This is a genomic window from Methylobacterium sp. D54C, assembly GCF_053345595.1.
Map to the genome: position 1 here is coordinate 176,900 of NZ_JBKFAK010000006.1, position 12,237 is coordinate 189,136.

The window sequence follows — 12,237 nt, forward strand, 5'->3', positions numbered from 1 at the left end:
GAAAGGATGCACCGATGATCGTCGATCTGAACTGCGACATGGGCGAGGGCTTCGGCGTCTACCGCCTGGGCGACGACGCCGAGATGCTGACCGTGGCAACCTCGGCCAACATCGCCTGCGGCTTCCACGCCGGCGACCCGCTGGTGATGCACGAGACCCTGAGCCGCGCCGCCGCGAACGGCGTGCAAGCGGGCGCCCACCCGAGCTTCCTCGACCTCTGGGGCTTCGGCCGGCGGCCGATCCACGGCGAGCGCCCCGCCGACATCGAGAAGGCGGTGCTCTACCAGGTCGGCGCCCTGCTGGCGCTGGCGCAGGATGCCGGCTGCCCGGTGCGCCACGTGAAGACCCACGGGGCCATGGGCAACATGGCCAACGAGGATGCCGACCTCGCTCTGGCGGTGGCCCGGGCGATCCGCACCCTCGACCGCGACCTGATCTTCGTGGTGATGCCCGGCCTGGAGACCGAGCGGGCCGGCGAGAAGCTCGGGCTGCCGATCGCGCGCGAGATCTACGCCGACCGCGCCTACGCGGATGACGGCACCCTGGTCTCGCGCAAGCTCCCCGGCGCCGTGCTGCACGATCCCGACGCCGTCTCGGAGCGCGTGGCGCGGATGCTGGAGGACGGGGCGATCACCTGCCTGTCCGGGCGGCGCATCCCGACGCGGATCGACACGGTCTGCGTCCACGGCGACACGCCCGGCGCGGTCGCCATGGCGCGCCGCCTGCGGGCAGAGTGCGCCGCCAAGGGCATCGCCCTGCGCCCGATGGCCGAGGTGCTCGGTGTCTGAGCCCGGCTACCGCCTCCTCGATAGCGGCGACCGGGCGCTCACGGTGGAGCTCGGCCGCGCGGTCGATCCCGCGATCAACACGCGGGTCATCGCCCTCGACGCGGCGCTCCGCGGCGCCGGGCGCCCGGGCCTCCTGGAGACCGTGCCGACCTACCGCTCGCTCCTCGTCCTCTACGATCCGGACCTGCTGCCCCGGGCCGACCTCGCCGCGCTGATCGCCGCGCACTGGCCGCCGCCGGACGGGGCGGCGGGCTCGCTGCGCCGCTGGCGGGTGCCGGTCCATTACGGCGGCGCGCACGGCGCCGACCTCGACGACCTCGCCGCCGGGGCCGGGCTCAGCCCGGAGGCGGTGATCGCCCTTCATTCCGGCCGCGACTACCGCGTCTACATGATCGGGTTCGCCCCCGGCTTCGCCTATCTGGGCGGCCTCGATCCCCGGCTCCACGCGAGCCGGCGCACCGATCCGCGGCCCGAGACGCCCGCCGGCAGCGTCTCGATCGGCGGGAACCAGACCGGCGTCTCGCCGCCCCTGGAGCTGCCGAGCGGCTGGCAGCTCATCGGCCGCACGCCCGCGCGCTCCTACGATCCGGGCCGGGCCGAGCCGTTCCTGTTCGCGGCCGGCGACCTGATCCGGTTCGAGCCGATCGACCGCGCCGCCTTCGACGCCCTCAGCGAGGCCGCCCGCGCCGGCGAGACCGTCGCGACCCTGGAGCGGATCGATGCCTGAGGGCCTTCGCGTCATCGCCCCCGGCGTGGCCTCGACCCTGCAGGATGCCGGGCGGCCGGGCTACCTGCGCTACGGCATCTCGGGGTCCGGCGCGATGGATCCCGACCTGCTGGCCCTGGCCAACGGCCTCGTCGGCAACCCGCTCGACGCCGCGGTGATCGAGATGGCGATGGTCGGTCCGACCCTCGCCTGCGAGACGGATATCTGCCGCGTCGCCCTCGCCGGCGCGCCCTTCGCGATAAGCCTGAACGGCCGCGCCCTCGACCCGTTCACCGCCCACGACCTGCGGCGGGGCGACCGGCTCGTCCTGGGCGGACCGCGGCAGGGCCTGCGCGCCTGCCTCGCGGTCGCCGGGGGCTTCGCCGTCGCGCCGATGCTGGGCAGCGTGGCGACGCACACCCGCACCCGCCTCGGCGGCCTCGACGGCCAACCCCTGGCCGCGGGCGACCTGCTGCCCCTCGCGGCGCCCGCGCCCCGCGACCGCCCGCTGACCCTGCCGCCGGCCCACCGGCCGACCTTCGGCGGGCCGATCCGGGTGGTGCTCGGGCCGCAGGCCGACGGCTTCACCGCGGACGGCCTGCGGACCTTCCTCTCCGAAGCCTACACCCTCACGGCGCGGGCGGACCGGATGGGCTGCCACCTCGACGGGCCGCCGATCGCCCACGCGGACGGCTTCAATATCGTCTCGGACGGGATCGTGAACGGCTCGATCCAGGTGCCCGGACACGGGCGCCCGCTGATCCTGCTGGCCGACCGCCACACCACCGGCGGCTACCCAAAGATCGCCACCGTGATCTCGGCGGATCTCGGCCGCCTCGCGCAGGTGCGGCCGGGGGAGACGATCCGGTTCGCGGCCGTCGCCGTCGCAGAGGCCCAGGCCATCGCCCGCGCCGCGCGAAGCGCTCTGGCCGCGCGGCTGACGGCGCTGGTGCCGGCCGGCGGCGGCGATCTCGACAGCGCGTTCCTGCTGTCCTGCAACCTCGTCGGCGGCGTCGTCTCGGCGCGTGCCCTCGATCCGGCGCCCTGACGGCGCCGCAACCCCCTCTCAACCGAGCCCAGCAAGCAAGAGACCGTCGATGCTCACGCCGTTCCACCTCGCCTACCACGTCACCGACCTCGACGCGGCGCGCCGCTTCTACGGGGGCGTCCTCGGCTGCCAGGAGGGCCGCAGCACCGAGACCTGGGTCGATTTCGACTTCTTCGGCCATCAGCTGTCGCTGCACCTGGGCGAGCCCTTCGCCACCACCCGGAGCGGGAAGGTCGGCGACCACACGGTGATGATGCCGCATCTGGGCGTGGTGCTGCCGCTCGACGCCTGGGAGGCGCTCGCCGGCCGCGTCGAGGCGGCCGGCATCGCCTTCGACATCCCGCCGGTCGTCCGCTTCGCCGGCGAGCCCGGCGAGCAGCGCACGATGTTCTTCTTCGACCCGAGCGGCAATCCGATCGAGGTCAAGGGTTTCCGGGATCTGGCCGGCGTCTTCGCGCACTGAGTCGTGCGCCCGTCGCCGACGGCGACGGGCGGCCCGGACGCGCCGCCCGTCAGGCGCGGCGGGCGTTCCAGAAGACGAACTGGCCGTCGACCACGTCCCGGAGGTCGCGCCGGAAGGCCGTCCGGTAGAAGTACTGGCCGGTCGGCAGGTACGGCACGTCGCGCATCGCCAGGGTCTGCATCCGGGCCGCGATCGCCTGGCGCGCGGCCTGGTCCGGCGCCTCGATCCAGGCCTCGCGCAGGCTCTCCAGCTCCGGCAGGTCCGGCCAGCCGAAGAAGCCCTTCGGGCCGCCGCAGCGCAGGACCTGCTCCACGACCGGGTTCGCCATGTCGAGGCCGGTCCAGGTCGTGGTGAAGATGTTCCAGCCGCCCTGGTCGGGGGGCGCCTTGCTGGCGCGGCGGGTGACCAGCGTGCCCCAGTCGGACACGACGTACTGCACGTTCATCCCGAGGCGCTGGAGCAGGTCGTGCATGATCTCGCCGAGGGCGCCGAGCACGGGGTTCTCGCTCGTCGACATGAGCACGACGCGCTCGCCCTTGTAGCCGGCCGCCACGAGGTCGCGCTTGGCCTTGGCGAGATCGCGCGGCCGGGTGAGCACGTCGAGCCCGGCATCAGTGGCCATCGCGGTCCCCGGCGTGAACAGGCCGACATCCTTGCGCCACAGCTTGGGATCGTCGCCGGCGGCCGCCGCCATGAAGTCTGCTTGGGACAGGGCCTCGAGGACCACGCGCCGGACCGCGGGCTTGTCGAAGGGCGGGTGGAGATGATTCATCACGCCGGTGCCGAGATTGCCGAGCGGCGAGGCGAGCTGCGTGGCGATCTGCGGGTGCGCTTGAAGCGTCGGCACGAGATCGCTGATCGGGTTCTCCCACCAGTCGACCTCGCCGTTCTGGAGGGCGGCCGCCGCGGTGCCGGGATCCGGCATGACCTGCCACTCGACCCGCTCGAAATGGACCCGCTTCGGCCCCGCCACCCAGGAGACCGGGCCGTTCTCCCGGGGCCGGTAGTCCGGGTTGCGGTCGTAGACCACGCGGGCGCCGACGAGCCGCTCCTTGGTGTTGAACCGGAACGGCCCGGAGCCGATCAGCTCGGGGATCTGCTGGGCCGGGTCGGTGGCGGCGAGGCGCTCGGGCATGATGACGAGGACCGGCGGACCGAGCTTCGCCAGCGTCTCGAGCATCAGCCCGTAGGGCCGCTTCAGGCGAATGACGAAGGTGCGGTCGTCCGGCGCCTCCAGGGCGTCCGTGCGCGCCATCAGGGCCTGCCCGAGGCTGTCGCGCTGCGCCCAGCGCCGGATCGACGCGACGCAGTCGCGGCCCCGCACCGGCTCGCCGTCGTGGAATCTCAGGCCCTCGCGCAGCCGGAAGGTCCAGCGCCGCCCGTCCTCCTCGACCGTGTGGCCCTCGACCATCTGCGGCTGCGGCGTGAACTGCGCGTCGAGGCCGTAGAGCTGGTCGAACACCATCAACGCGTGGTTGCGCGTGACGTAGGCCGTGGTCGTCACCGGATCGACGATGGTGAGGTCGGATTGCGGCACGAAGCGCAGGACGCTCGCCCGGCCGCCCTGGGCGAGGGCCGGGCGGGCCGGCAGGAAGGGCGCGGCGGCCGCGGCGGCGGCACCGCCCAGGAAGGTTCGTCGCAGCATGGGGTCACTCCTGGCGTTCCGGGTCAGGCGGACGGGGACGGGAGCGCCGGTCGGCCTTCCGTGCGAGGCCAATTTCTGCGGGCGCAGTCCGCGGGAGCACAACCTGCAAGGGCCGTTCCGCCCCGGCCGGTCACGGGGTGCGGACGGCCTCTTCGGCCCGCCGGCGCAGGGCCGCGCGGTCGATCTTGCCGGTCGAGGCGAGCGGCAGCGCCTCGACGAACCAGACCCGACGCGGGTGCTGGTAGGCCGGCGCGTGTTCGAGCGCGTAATCCTTGAGAGCGGCCTCGTCGACGGTGGCGGCGGGCCGGCGGACCACGAAGGCGACCGGCTTGGTGCCCTTGATGGCGTCGTCCACCGGCACCACGCAGGCCTGGAGCACCGCGGGGTGGCGCTCCAGCACCAGCTCGACCTCGCCCGGAAAGATGTTCTCGCCGCCGGAGACGAACATGTCGTCGGTCCGCCCGAGGAAGTAGAAGAACCCGTCCGCGTCGCGGCGGAAGACGTCGCCGGTGTCGTAGAACCCGTCCGCGGTGATCGGGACGGGCACGTCTGGCCGGTTGTGGTAGCCGAGCATGATCGCGGGGCTGCGCATCTGCAGGATCCCGGTCTCCGGGGCGTCCGGTCCGACGAGGCGCACCGCCACCTGGGGATGCGGCGCGCCGACCGACGCGACCGGCGTCGGCAGGCCGTCCGGATGGTCGCCGAACACGACCGGGCCGCCCTCGGTGGTCCCGTAGGCGTTGAGGATGCGGGCGTTCGGCAGGAGGGCGCGGATCTGCCGGGCGAGGGTGTCGTTGACCGGCGCCGAGCCCATCCGGACCGTCCGCACGTCGGTGAGGTCGGCTTCCGCGAGGAGATCCGGCTCCCGCAGCATCATGGCGATCATCGGCGGCACGGCGGTGAGCCACGTGCAGCGGTACCGGTCGATCGCCGCGATGTAGGCCCGCGCCTCGAATTGCGGCAGCAGCACCATCGTGGCGCCGGCCGCGCAGACGAGGAGCGCCAGGGCGAGCGCGTTCATGTGGTAGAGCGGCGCCGCCACGAGCAGCCGGTCGTCGCGCAGGTCCGTCTCCGCGGCGCGGGTCCGCGCCACCCAGAGGTGGCTGGCATGGCTCAGCCGCACGCCCTTCGGCCGGCCCGTCGAGCCGGACGTGTAGAGGAACAGGGCCGCCTCGTCGGGCTCGGGCACGACCGGCACGAACGGACCGGGGTCGAGCCAGGCCGCGAAGCCCTCCGGCCCGTCATCGTCGAACCCGGCGATCCGGATATCGGGGCCGAGATCGGCCAGCAGCGCCCGGCGCGGGCCGTCGCAGAGCACGAGCCGCGCCCCGCAATCGGCGAGCACGGCGGCGATCGTGGCCGGCGGGAACTTGTGATTGACCGGGACCGGGACCACGCCGGCGCGCATCGCCCCGAGCAGCGCCGCGATCGTGTCGGGCCGGTTGGCCGCGAGGATCGCGACCCGCGCGCCGCGGGCGATCCCGCCGCGCAGCAGGCCGCGGGCGAAGGCGTCGGCCCGGGCGTCGAGGCCGGCGCGGGTCATCACCGCGGGCTCGCCATCCGGGCCGACGCCGATGATCCGCGGCCTGTCCGGCGGGCCGGACCGGTCGACGAGGTCGCCGAGATTGGTCGGAGCCGTGGCCGCGCGCGTCATGGGGCCGCCCTGCACACGAGACGGAGGTCGAAGGCCGGCAGCGTCAGCGTGGCCGCGTCCGGCCCGTGCCGAACCCAGGCCGCCTCCGGGAGCGCGCCCGCGCGGGCTTCGAGGGCGTCGAGGTCGCGGAAGCGCAACGCCAGGGCGGAGAAGCGGGCGGCCGGCCCCGGCACGATCGCCACCCGCGTCTCGCCGAGCCGGAGGGTCCGGACGCCGCCCGCGGCCTCGGCCGGGGCGCCGCTCGCGCTCGCGTAGAGGGCGGCGTCGGCCTCCGGCGCCGGGCTCTCGATCGTCAGCGCGTCGAGCCCCGAGAACCCGTTCGGATGGTCGAGCCATTCGGGGCGCCAGACGAGATCCGGGGTCAGGTGCTCGCAATGGTAGAGGCGCCCCGCCGGGAACCTTTCGACCGGCACCCGCACCGTGCGGAACCGGGCCGTTTCCTCGCGGCCGTCGACGGTCACGGGGCGCGTGAAGGCGACGGGCGGCCCGGCCGCGAGCCCCGCCGCGGCGAGGCGGGCATGCGTCGCGTCGGCGTCCCGGCTCGCCACGACGAGCCCGTTCAGGCCGAACGGGCTGTCCAGAACGTCCTGCCGCTGCGGACCCGTCTCGGGCAGGCCGACGAGTTCGAGGTAGGGTCCGGCCGTCATCATCAGGTGGTTGACGGAGCCCAGCGAGTGGTGGCCGCGCGGCGTCAACCGGAAGCCGAGGGCGGCGAACAGGTCCGCCGCCTCGTCCATCCGCCGCAGCACGTTGATCACGACGTGGTCGAGGGCCCCGTCCGCCGGGGCGCCGGGGGCCGGCCCCGTCATTTCGGCGGCGCCGTCATGTAGACGCCGCGGCCGCTCGCGAGCAGGCGCCCCTCCTGGTCGAGGATCTGCGCCTCGGCCACCGAGAGCTGGTTGCCGAACTTCACCACCGTGCCGCGGCAGGTGAGATCGCCCTGCATCGCGGCCCGGTGGTAGTCGACCCGCAGGTCCACGGTGGGGACGCCCCGGCCGGTCTTGGAGACCAGCGCCCAGTCGGCGGTGAGGTCGACCAGCGTCGCCAGGATGCCGCCGTGCACGTAGCCGCGCTCGGCGTTGACGACCCATTCCGGCCGCCACGTCGCCTTCAGCTCGATCGTCCCATCGCCGACGGCGACGATGGAGAGGCCGAGCCACTGGTGGAACGGGCCGCGCAGCAGCAGCGCCTCGACCTGCTCCTTGGTGAGGGGGGTGTCGGACATGGCTTGGGGGATCTCCTCGGGCGGTGTCAGGGGGTGACGACGATCTTGCCCATGACCTCGCGGTCGCGGATCATCCGCAGGCCCTCGGCGGCCTCCTCGAGGGGCAGGAGCTTGTCGATGGTCGGCTTCAGCGTGCCGGCCTGGATCATGTCCATCAGGGCCGACAGGTTGTCGTCGTAGAAGCTGTTCGAGCCGATCACCTTGAGCTCGAAGCTCCAGATGTAGCGGAGATCCTCCTTGGGATCGTGCCCCGCGGTGGCCCCGCAGACCAGCAGCGTGCCGCCGCGCTTCAGGCACTTGAGCGAGGGCACCCAGGTGTCGCCGCCGGTGAAGTTGATCACCACGTCGACCCCGCCCTCGTAGGTCCGGCGCTGCGGCTTGCCGTACTGCTGGATCGCCCACTTGGAGAAGTCGGTCTCGCGGTAGTTGACGACGTGGTCGGCCCCGAGGGCCGTCAGCGCCGCCATCTTCTCCGCGCTGCCCGCGCAGGCGATCACCTCGGCGCCGAGCTGCTTGGCCAGCATCACGCAGCCGGTGCCGACGCCGCCGCTGGCGCCGAGGATCAGGACCTTGTCGCCGGCCTTCACGGTGTTGTGGGTGATCAGCATGCGGTGGGCCGTGCCGTAGGCCACCGGCAGGGACGCCGCGTCCGCGTAGCTCACGTCCGGCGGCATCGCGATGAGCTGGCTCGTCGAGACCCGGCAGTACTCGGCCATGCCGCCGTCGAGCATCTCGCCCATCAGGCCCTTGGCCTTGTTGAGCGGGTTGACCAGCACCCGGTCGCCGACGCGCCACTCCGCGACGCCCGCGCCGAGCTCGACGACCTGCCCGGCCATGTCGAGGCCGATCACCACCGGCATCGGCACCTTGATGCCGGGCATGCCCTTCACGGTGAACACGTCGTGGTAGTTGAACGAGGACGCGCCGACGCGGATCAGGACCTCGCCCGGGCCGGGGGACGGCTTCGGGTAGTCGTTCACCACCTTCAGCGTGTCGATGTCGCCGTGCGCCTCCAGCACGAGCGCCTTCATGGTCTGAGCCATCGTGAAATCCCTCTTCTGCAGGTCGGAAAGGCTACGGGATCGTCTTCGACCGCTCGTAGGGGCCGGGAACCAGGGCCGTGTCCGGCAGGCTGCCCTGAACGGCGCCGACCGCCTTGAAGACGTCGAATTCCCGCTTCAGCGAGGCGATGTCGGCGGGCTCCAGGCTGACCGTGTAGATGCCGTCCCAGAGGCCCGCGTAGGCCGCGGCGTCGGCGTCGCTCAGGTTCGCGGCCGCCTTCAGGATCTTGGCCACGCCGGGCTTGTCGGCCTTTCCGAAGGCGTAGGCCTTGCGCATCGCGGCCACGACCTTGGCGGGCGCGTCCGGATTCTGCGTCATCCAGGCATTGCGCATCAGGCCGACGCCGAGGACCGGCGGCGCGTCCTGCTTGGTGAGGCGCCTCCACTCCTCCCGGAAGGTGCCGAGCCGGCGCAGCTTCACGTCCGGCAGGAGCGCGAGGGTCACGGTGCGCAGCGCCGCGGCGTCGATGTCCTTCTGGACGAGGAATTGCGCCAGCCGGGAATCGTTGCCGGGGACGGCCTGGTAATCCGAGGGCTTGAGGCCGTGATTGGTCTCCAAGATCGCCGCCGCGATGGCGGCGGTGCCGCTGCCCGCGGGCGAGGTGCCGATCTTCCTGCCCCTGAGGTCGGCCATCGCCTTGATCGGCGAGTCCTCCGGAACGACGAAGTCGAGGTCGGCCACCTGGGTCGCGAGGACGATGCTCATCGGCAGGCCGTCGGCGGTCACGCTCAGCGCCGTCCCGGCGCTCGCCGCGATCGCGAAATCGATCGCCCCGGCGGCCATGGCCTTGGTCGGCGCGTTCACGTCCGGGAACTTGACGTACTCGGCCGTCAGGCCCTCCTTCTCCATGAACTTGCCGGCCTCCAGCACGGCGCCGAAGCCGAGGCTGATGCCCGAGCTCCAGTAGCCGATGCGCACCGTCTCGGCGCGCGCGAGGCCGGGCAGGCCGACCGCGCAGAGCGCGGCGACGGCGAGGGCGCGGATTCGTTTCAAGGCGTTCTCCAGGAGCTGCGATGGGGGGACGTGCGGCGGGCGTGTCCCCGGCTGGCGCCGGCCGTCACGGCTGCGCCACCTTCTTCCAGGCGAACAGGCGCTGCTCGGCCGGCTTCAGGACGAGCGTCTCGAGCCCGATCATCAGGGCGACGAGGGTGAGGGTCCAGGCGAAGACCTGGTCGGTCTGGACGAGGTCGGCCGCCTGCCGCAGGCGGTAGCCGATGCCGCTGCTCGCCCCGAGCGATTCCGCCACGAGGACGACCCGCGCCCCGAAGCCGATGGCGAGGCGCGCGCCCGCGAAGAAGGCGGGCAGGATCGTCGGCAGGTAGATCTTGGTCAGCACCTTGCGGCGCGGCATCCGGAAGGTGCGGGCGAGCTCGAGATGCTCGGCGCTGACCGTGCGCGTGCCCTGCCAGACGTTGGTCAGGATCAGCGGCATCGCGGTCATGAACACCACGAAGATCGTGGTCCAGTTCGAGAGGCCGAACCAGATCAGCGCGAAGATCGCCCAGATCGCGGAGGAGACGGTGTTGGTCACCGTCAGCACCGGCTCGAAGAAGCGCCCGAGGCGCGGGCTCGCGCCGAGCAGCAGGCCGAGCGGCAGCCCCACGAGGGCCGCGAAGGCGAGGCCGGCGCCGATCCGGCCCAGCGTGATGCCGAGATCGGCGGCGAAGCTCGGCGTGGCGACGAGGCCGAGCCACGTGTGCCAGACCCGCGCGGGGCTCGGCAGGACGAAGCTCGGCGCGTGCAGCGATCCGAGCTGCCACGCGGCCAGCGCCAGGGCGAGCAGGGCGAGCCGCTGGAGCAGCACGCCCGCCCGGCGGCCGGCACCGGACGTCCGCGTCCGCCGGATCAGGCGCGGCGGGGTCTTCACGAGCATCGCGCGCTCGCGGCGGAGAGGCTGATGCGCAGGCGCCGAACCTCCTCGGCGACCTCCGTCGAGAGCGGGTCGCGGGGGTACGGCAGATCGATCGCCCGGAGGGTGCCGATCCGGCCCGGCCGCGGGTGCAGGACAACCACCTGGCTCGCCAGCACCACCGCCTCCTCGACGTCGTGCGTGACGAAGACCAGGGTCATCGCCCGCAGGCCGGCGATGCGCAGCAGCTCCGCGTGCATCTGCGCGCGGATCTCGGGATCGAGCTTCGAGAACGGCTCGTCGAGGAGCAGGATCTTGGGCTCGGTCACGAGGCTGCGCGCGAGCGCCACCCGGCTGCGCATGCCCCCCGACAATTCGTGCGGGTAGGCGTCGCGGAAGGCCTCCAGCCCGACGAGCCGCAGGGTCTCGTCGACCCGCCGGGCCCGCTCCGCCCGGCCCATGCGTCCGGCCTCGAGGCCGAAGGCGACGTTCTGGGCGGCCGTGCGCCAGGGCAGCAGCCGGTCCTCCTGGAACATGTAGGTCATGGCCCGCCAGTCGCGGAAGGCGTGCGACGGGATGCCGTTCAGGAGGACGGCGCCCTGATCGGGCTCGACCAGCCCGGCGATCATGTTGAGGAGGGTGCTCTTTCCGCAGCCCGACGCGCCCAGGATCGCGACGATCGCGTGCTGCGGGATCGCGATGTCGACGGTGTCGAGGACGTGGAGCGGCCCGCCCTCGCGCCGGTCGAACCACTTGCTGACGTGGTCGAGCTCGACGGCGTTCACGGCTCGCCCCCGTCGACCCGGGCCGGCCGCACCGGCGCCACCACCGCGGTGTCGCGCAGGCTGGCGATGACCTTCTCCAGGGTCATGTCGCGGAACGTCTCGACGTGGCGGCGGGCCACCAGGGCGGCGCTGTCGGCGTCACCCGCCACGAGGTGCTCGATCATCGCGGTGTGGTCGTTCTCGATGTTCGGCCGCACCCCCTGCACGCCGAAGCCGAGGGCGACGAGGCGGGTCATCTCGTCGAGGAGGCCCGACAGCGTCCGGTACAGGCGCCCGTTCCCCGAAGCCGCGGCGATCGCGAGGTGGAAGCCCCGGTTGGCCTCCAGGAAGAAGTCGATCTGGTTGCCCATCTCCACCGTGATCTTGCGGCGGCAGACCTGCTCCAGGCGCTCCAGATGCGCCCGGTTCACGCGGCCGGCGGCGCCCCGCGCCGCGAGGGGCTCAAGCTCCATCCGGAGGGCGAAGACCTCGTCGACATCCTTCACGGTCACCGGGCTGACCCGGTAGCCGTGCCGCGGCATCGAGCTGACGAAGCCTTCCTGGGCCAGGCGCTGGAGCGCGATCCGGCAGCTCGCCTTGCCGATCTCGAACCGCTCCATCACCTCGGCCTCGGTGAAGCGCGTGCCGGGCAGGAGGCGGCAGGCGACGATCTCGCGGCGCATCAGGTCGTAGGCCTGGTTGCCCTTGCGCGTGGCGTCGGGGACGGCGAGCACCGTCGTGGTCGGGCGAGCGGGCCGGGACCTGTCATCGCGGGTCGTCATCGCACCTCGCTGTTCGGGCATTGAGGCTCCCACAGCATGCTGTGAGCTGCCCACCACACGCAGGACATGTGCCAACCCCGCGCCGGCCCGCCTGCGCGCGGCGCGCATCGGCAGGCGGAACGATGGTCGGGTGCCGGCATTCGTCGCGCGGTGGGAAGCTCAGATGCGACGCGTGATCAGCTCAGCGCGCGCTGTAGGCATTCCATGCCGTATTTATGCGCAACGTCTCCGCGTTCTGTAAATGGAATGCG

The 12,237-nt window shown here is 72.8% G+C and carries 13 protein-coding genes; 4 read left to right on the top strand and 9 right to left on the bottom strand.

Features of this window, described 5'->3' with window-relative positions; genetic code table 11:
• Window positions 1-14 precede the first annotated feature (14 nt).
• Genes ACLBYB_RS15620 through ACLBYB_RS15635 form a run of 4 tightly spaced genes read left to right on the top strand, consistent with a single transcriptional unit; the run spans window position 15 to window position 3,005 of the window.
• Complete coding sequence (locus ACLBYB_RS15620; RefSeq protein ID WP_447699317.1) at window positions 15-788, top strand: LamB/YcsF family protein; 774 nt, start codon at window positions 15-17, stop codon at window positions 786-788.
• Complete coding sequence (pxpB, locus tag ACLBYB_RS15625) at window positions 781-1,515, top strand: 5-oxoprolinase subunit PxpB (protein ID WP_447699318.1); 735 nt, start codon at window positions 781-783, stop codon at window positions 1,513-1,515. Before ACLBYB_RS15620 ends, pxpB begins: the two co-directional genes overlap by 8 nt.
• Complete coding sequence (locus tag ACLBYB_RS15630) at window positions 1,508-2,542, top strand: 5-oxoprolinase subunit C family protein (protein ID WP_447699319.1); 1,035 nt, start codon at window positions 1,508-1,510, stop codon at window positions 2,540-2,542. Before pxpB ends, ACLBYB_RS15630 begins: the two co-directional genes overlap by 8 nt.
• A 49-nt stretch (window positions 2,543-2,591) precedes the next feature.
• Window positions 2,592-3,005, top strand: a complete 414-nt coding sequence (locus ACLBYB_RS15635) for a VOC family protein (protein ID WP_020094484.1) — start codon at window positions 2,592-2,594, stop codon at window positions 3,003-3,005.
• A gap of 49 nt (window positions 3,006-3,054) precedes the next feature.
• Here the strand turns inward: ACLBYB_RS15635 and ACLBYB_RS15640 are convergent, their stop codons facing one another.
• The 9 genes from ACLBYB_RS15640 to ACLBYB_RS15680 all read right to left on the bottom strand — a co-directional run bounded on the left by ACLBYB_RS15640 (window position 3,055) and on the right by ACLBYB_RS15680 (window position 11,986).
• On the bottom strand, window positions 3,055-4,650 hold the full coding sequence (locus ACLBYB_RS15640) for an ABC transporter substrate-binding protein (RefSeq protein ID WP_447699320.1): 1,596 nt from the start codon (window positions 4,648-4,650) through the stop codon (window positions 3,055-3,057).
• A gap of 130 nt (window positions 4,651-4,780) precedes the next feature.
• Entirely contained in the window at window positions 4,781-6,304 is a 1,524-nt protein-coding gene (locus ACLBYB_RS15645; protein WP_447682258.1) for a class I adenylate-forming enzyme family protein, read from the bottom strand.
• Complete coding sequence (locus ACLBYB_RS15650) at window positions 6,301-7,113, bottom strand: VOC family protein (RefSeq protein WP_447699321.1); 813 nt, start codon at window positions 7,111-7,113, stop codon at window positions 6,301-6,303. Before ACLBYB_RS15650 ends, ACLBYB_RS15645 begins: the two co-directional genes overlap by 4 nt.
• The gene (locus ACLBYB_RS15655; RefSeq protein WP_447699322.1) at window positions 7,110-7,529 is read right to left on the bottom strand and encodes a PaaI family thioesterase; all 420 of its coding nucleotides are present in this window, start codon (window positions 7,527-7,529) and stop codon (window positions 7,110-7,112) included. The genes ACLBYB_RS15650 and ACLBYB_RS15655 overlap by 4 nt, the downstream gene beginning before the upstream one ends.
• Before the next feature lie 26 nt (window positions 7,530-7,555).
• On the bottom strand, window positions 7,556-8,572 hold the full coding sequence (locus ACLBYB_RS15660; protein WP_447699323.1) for a zinc-binding dehydrogenase: 1,017 nt from the start codon (window positions 8,570-8,572) through the stop codon (window positions 7,556-7,558).
• 31 nt (window positions 8,573-8,603) lie between these two features.
• Entirely contained in the window at window positions 8,604-9,584 is a 981-nt protein-coding gene (locus tag ACLBYB_RS15665) for an ABC transporter substrate-binding protein (RefSeq protein WP_447699324.1), read from the bottom strand.
• A gap of 64 nt (window positions 9,585-9,648) precedes the next feature.
• Window positions 9,649-10,464 carry an ABC transporter permease gene (locus ACLBYB_RS15670; RefSeq protein WP_020094477.1) on the bottom strand — a complete coding sequence of 272 codons (816 nt, stop codon included), beginning with the start codon at window positions 10,462-10,464 and terminating at the stop codon, window positions 9,649-9,651.
• On the bottom strand, window positions 10,455-11,225 hold the full coding sequence (locus ACLBYB_RS15675; RefSeq protein WP_447699325.1) for an ABC transporter ATP-binding protein: 771 nt from the start codon (window positions 11,223-11,225) through the stop codon (window positions 10,455-10,457). Before ACLBYB_RS15675 ends, ACLBYB_RS15670 begins: the two co-directional genes overlap by 10 nt.
• The gene (locus ACLBYB_RS15680; RefSeq protein ID WP_447699326.1) at window positions 11,222-11,986 is read right to left on the bottom strand and encodes a GntR family transcriptional regulator; all 765 of its coding nucleotides are present in this window, start codon (window positions 11,984-11,986) and stop codon (window positions 11,222-11,224) included. The genes ACLBYB_RS15675 and ACLBYB_RS15680 overlap by 4 nt, the downstream gene beginning before the upstream one ends.
• Between the last annotated feature and the right edge of the window lie 251 nt (window positions 11,987-12,237).

Excerpts from the sequence above, each read along its gene's own strand:
- ACLBYB_RS15650 (WP_447699321.1), bottom strand. The coding sequence starts at position 7,113 with ATGACGGGGCCGGCCCCCGGCGCCCCGGCGGACGGGGCCCTCGACCAC.
- ACLBYB_RS15620 (WP_447699317.1), top strand. The coding sequence starts at position 15 with ATGATCGTCGATCTGAACTGCGACATGGGCGAGGGCTTCGGCGTCTAC.
- ACLBYB_RS15645 (WP_447682258.1), bottom strand. The coding sequence starts at position 6,304 with ATGACGCGCGCGGCCACGGCTCCGACCAATCTCGGCGACCTCGTCGAC.
- ACLBYB_RS15630 (WP_447699319.1), top strand. The coding sequence starts at position 1,508 with ATGCCTGAGGGCCTTCGCGTCATCGCCCCCGGCGTGGCCTCGACCCTG.
- ACLBYB_RS15635 (WP_020094484.1), top strand. The coding sequence starts at position 2,592 with ATGCTCACGCCGTTCCACCTCGCCTACCACGTCACCGACCTCGACGCG.
- ACLBYB_RS15640 (WP_447699320.1), bottom strand. The coding sequence starts at position 4,650 with ATGCTGCGACGAACCTTCCTGGGCGGTGCCGCCGCCGCGGCCGCCGCG.
- ACLBYB_RS15670 (WP_020094477.1), bottom strand. The coding sequence starts at position 10,464 with ATGCTCGTGAAGACCCCGCCGCGCCTGATCCGGCGGACGCGGACGTCC.
- ACLBYB_RS15680 (WP_447699326.1), bottom strand. The coding sequence starts at position 11,986 with ATGACGACCCGCGATGACAGGTCCCGGCCCGCTCGCCCGACCACGACG.
- ACLBYB_RS15655 (WP_447699322.1), bottom strand. The coding sequence starts at position 7,529 with ATGTCCGACACCCCCCTCACCAAGGAGCAGGTCGAGGCGCTGCTGCTG.
- ACLBYB_RS15660 (WP_447699323.1), bottom strand. The coding sequence starts at position 8,572 with ATGGCTCAGACCATGAAGGCGCTCGTGCTGGAGGCGCACGGCGACATC.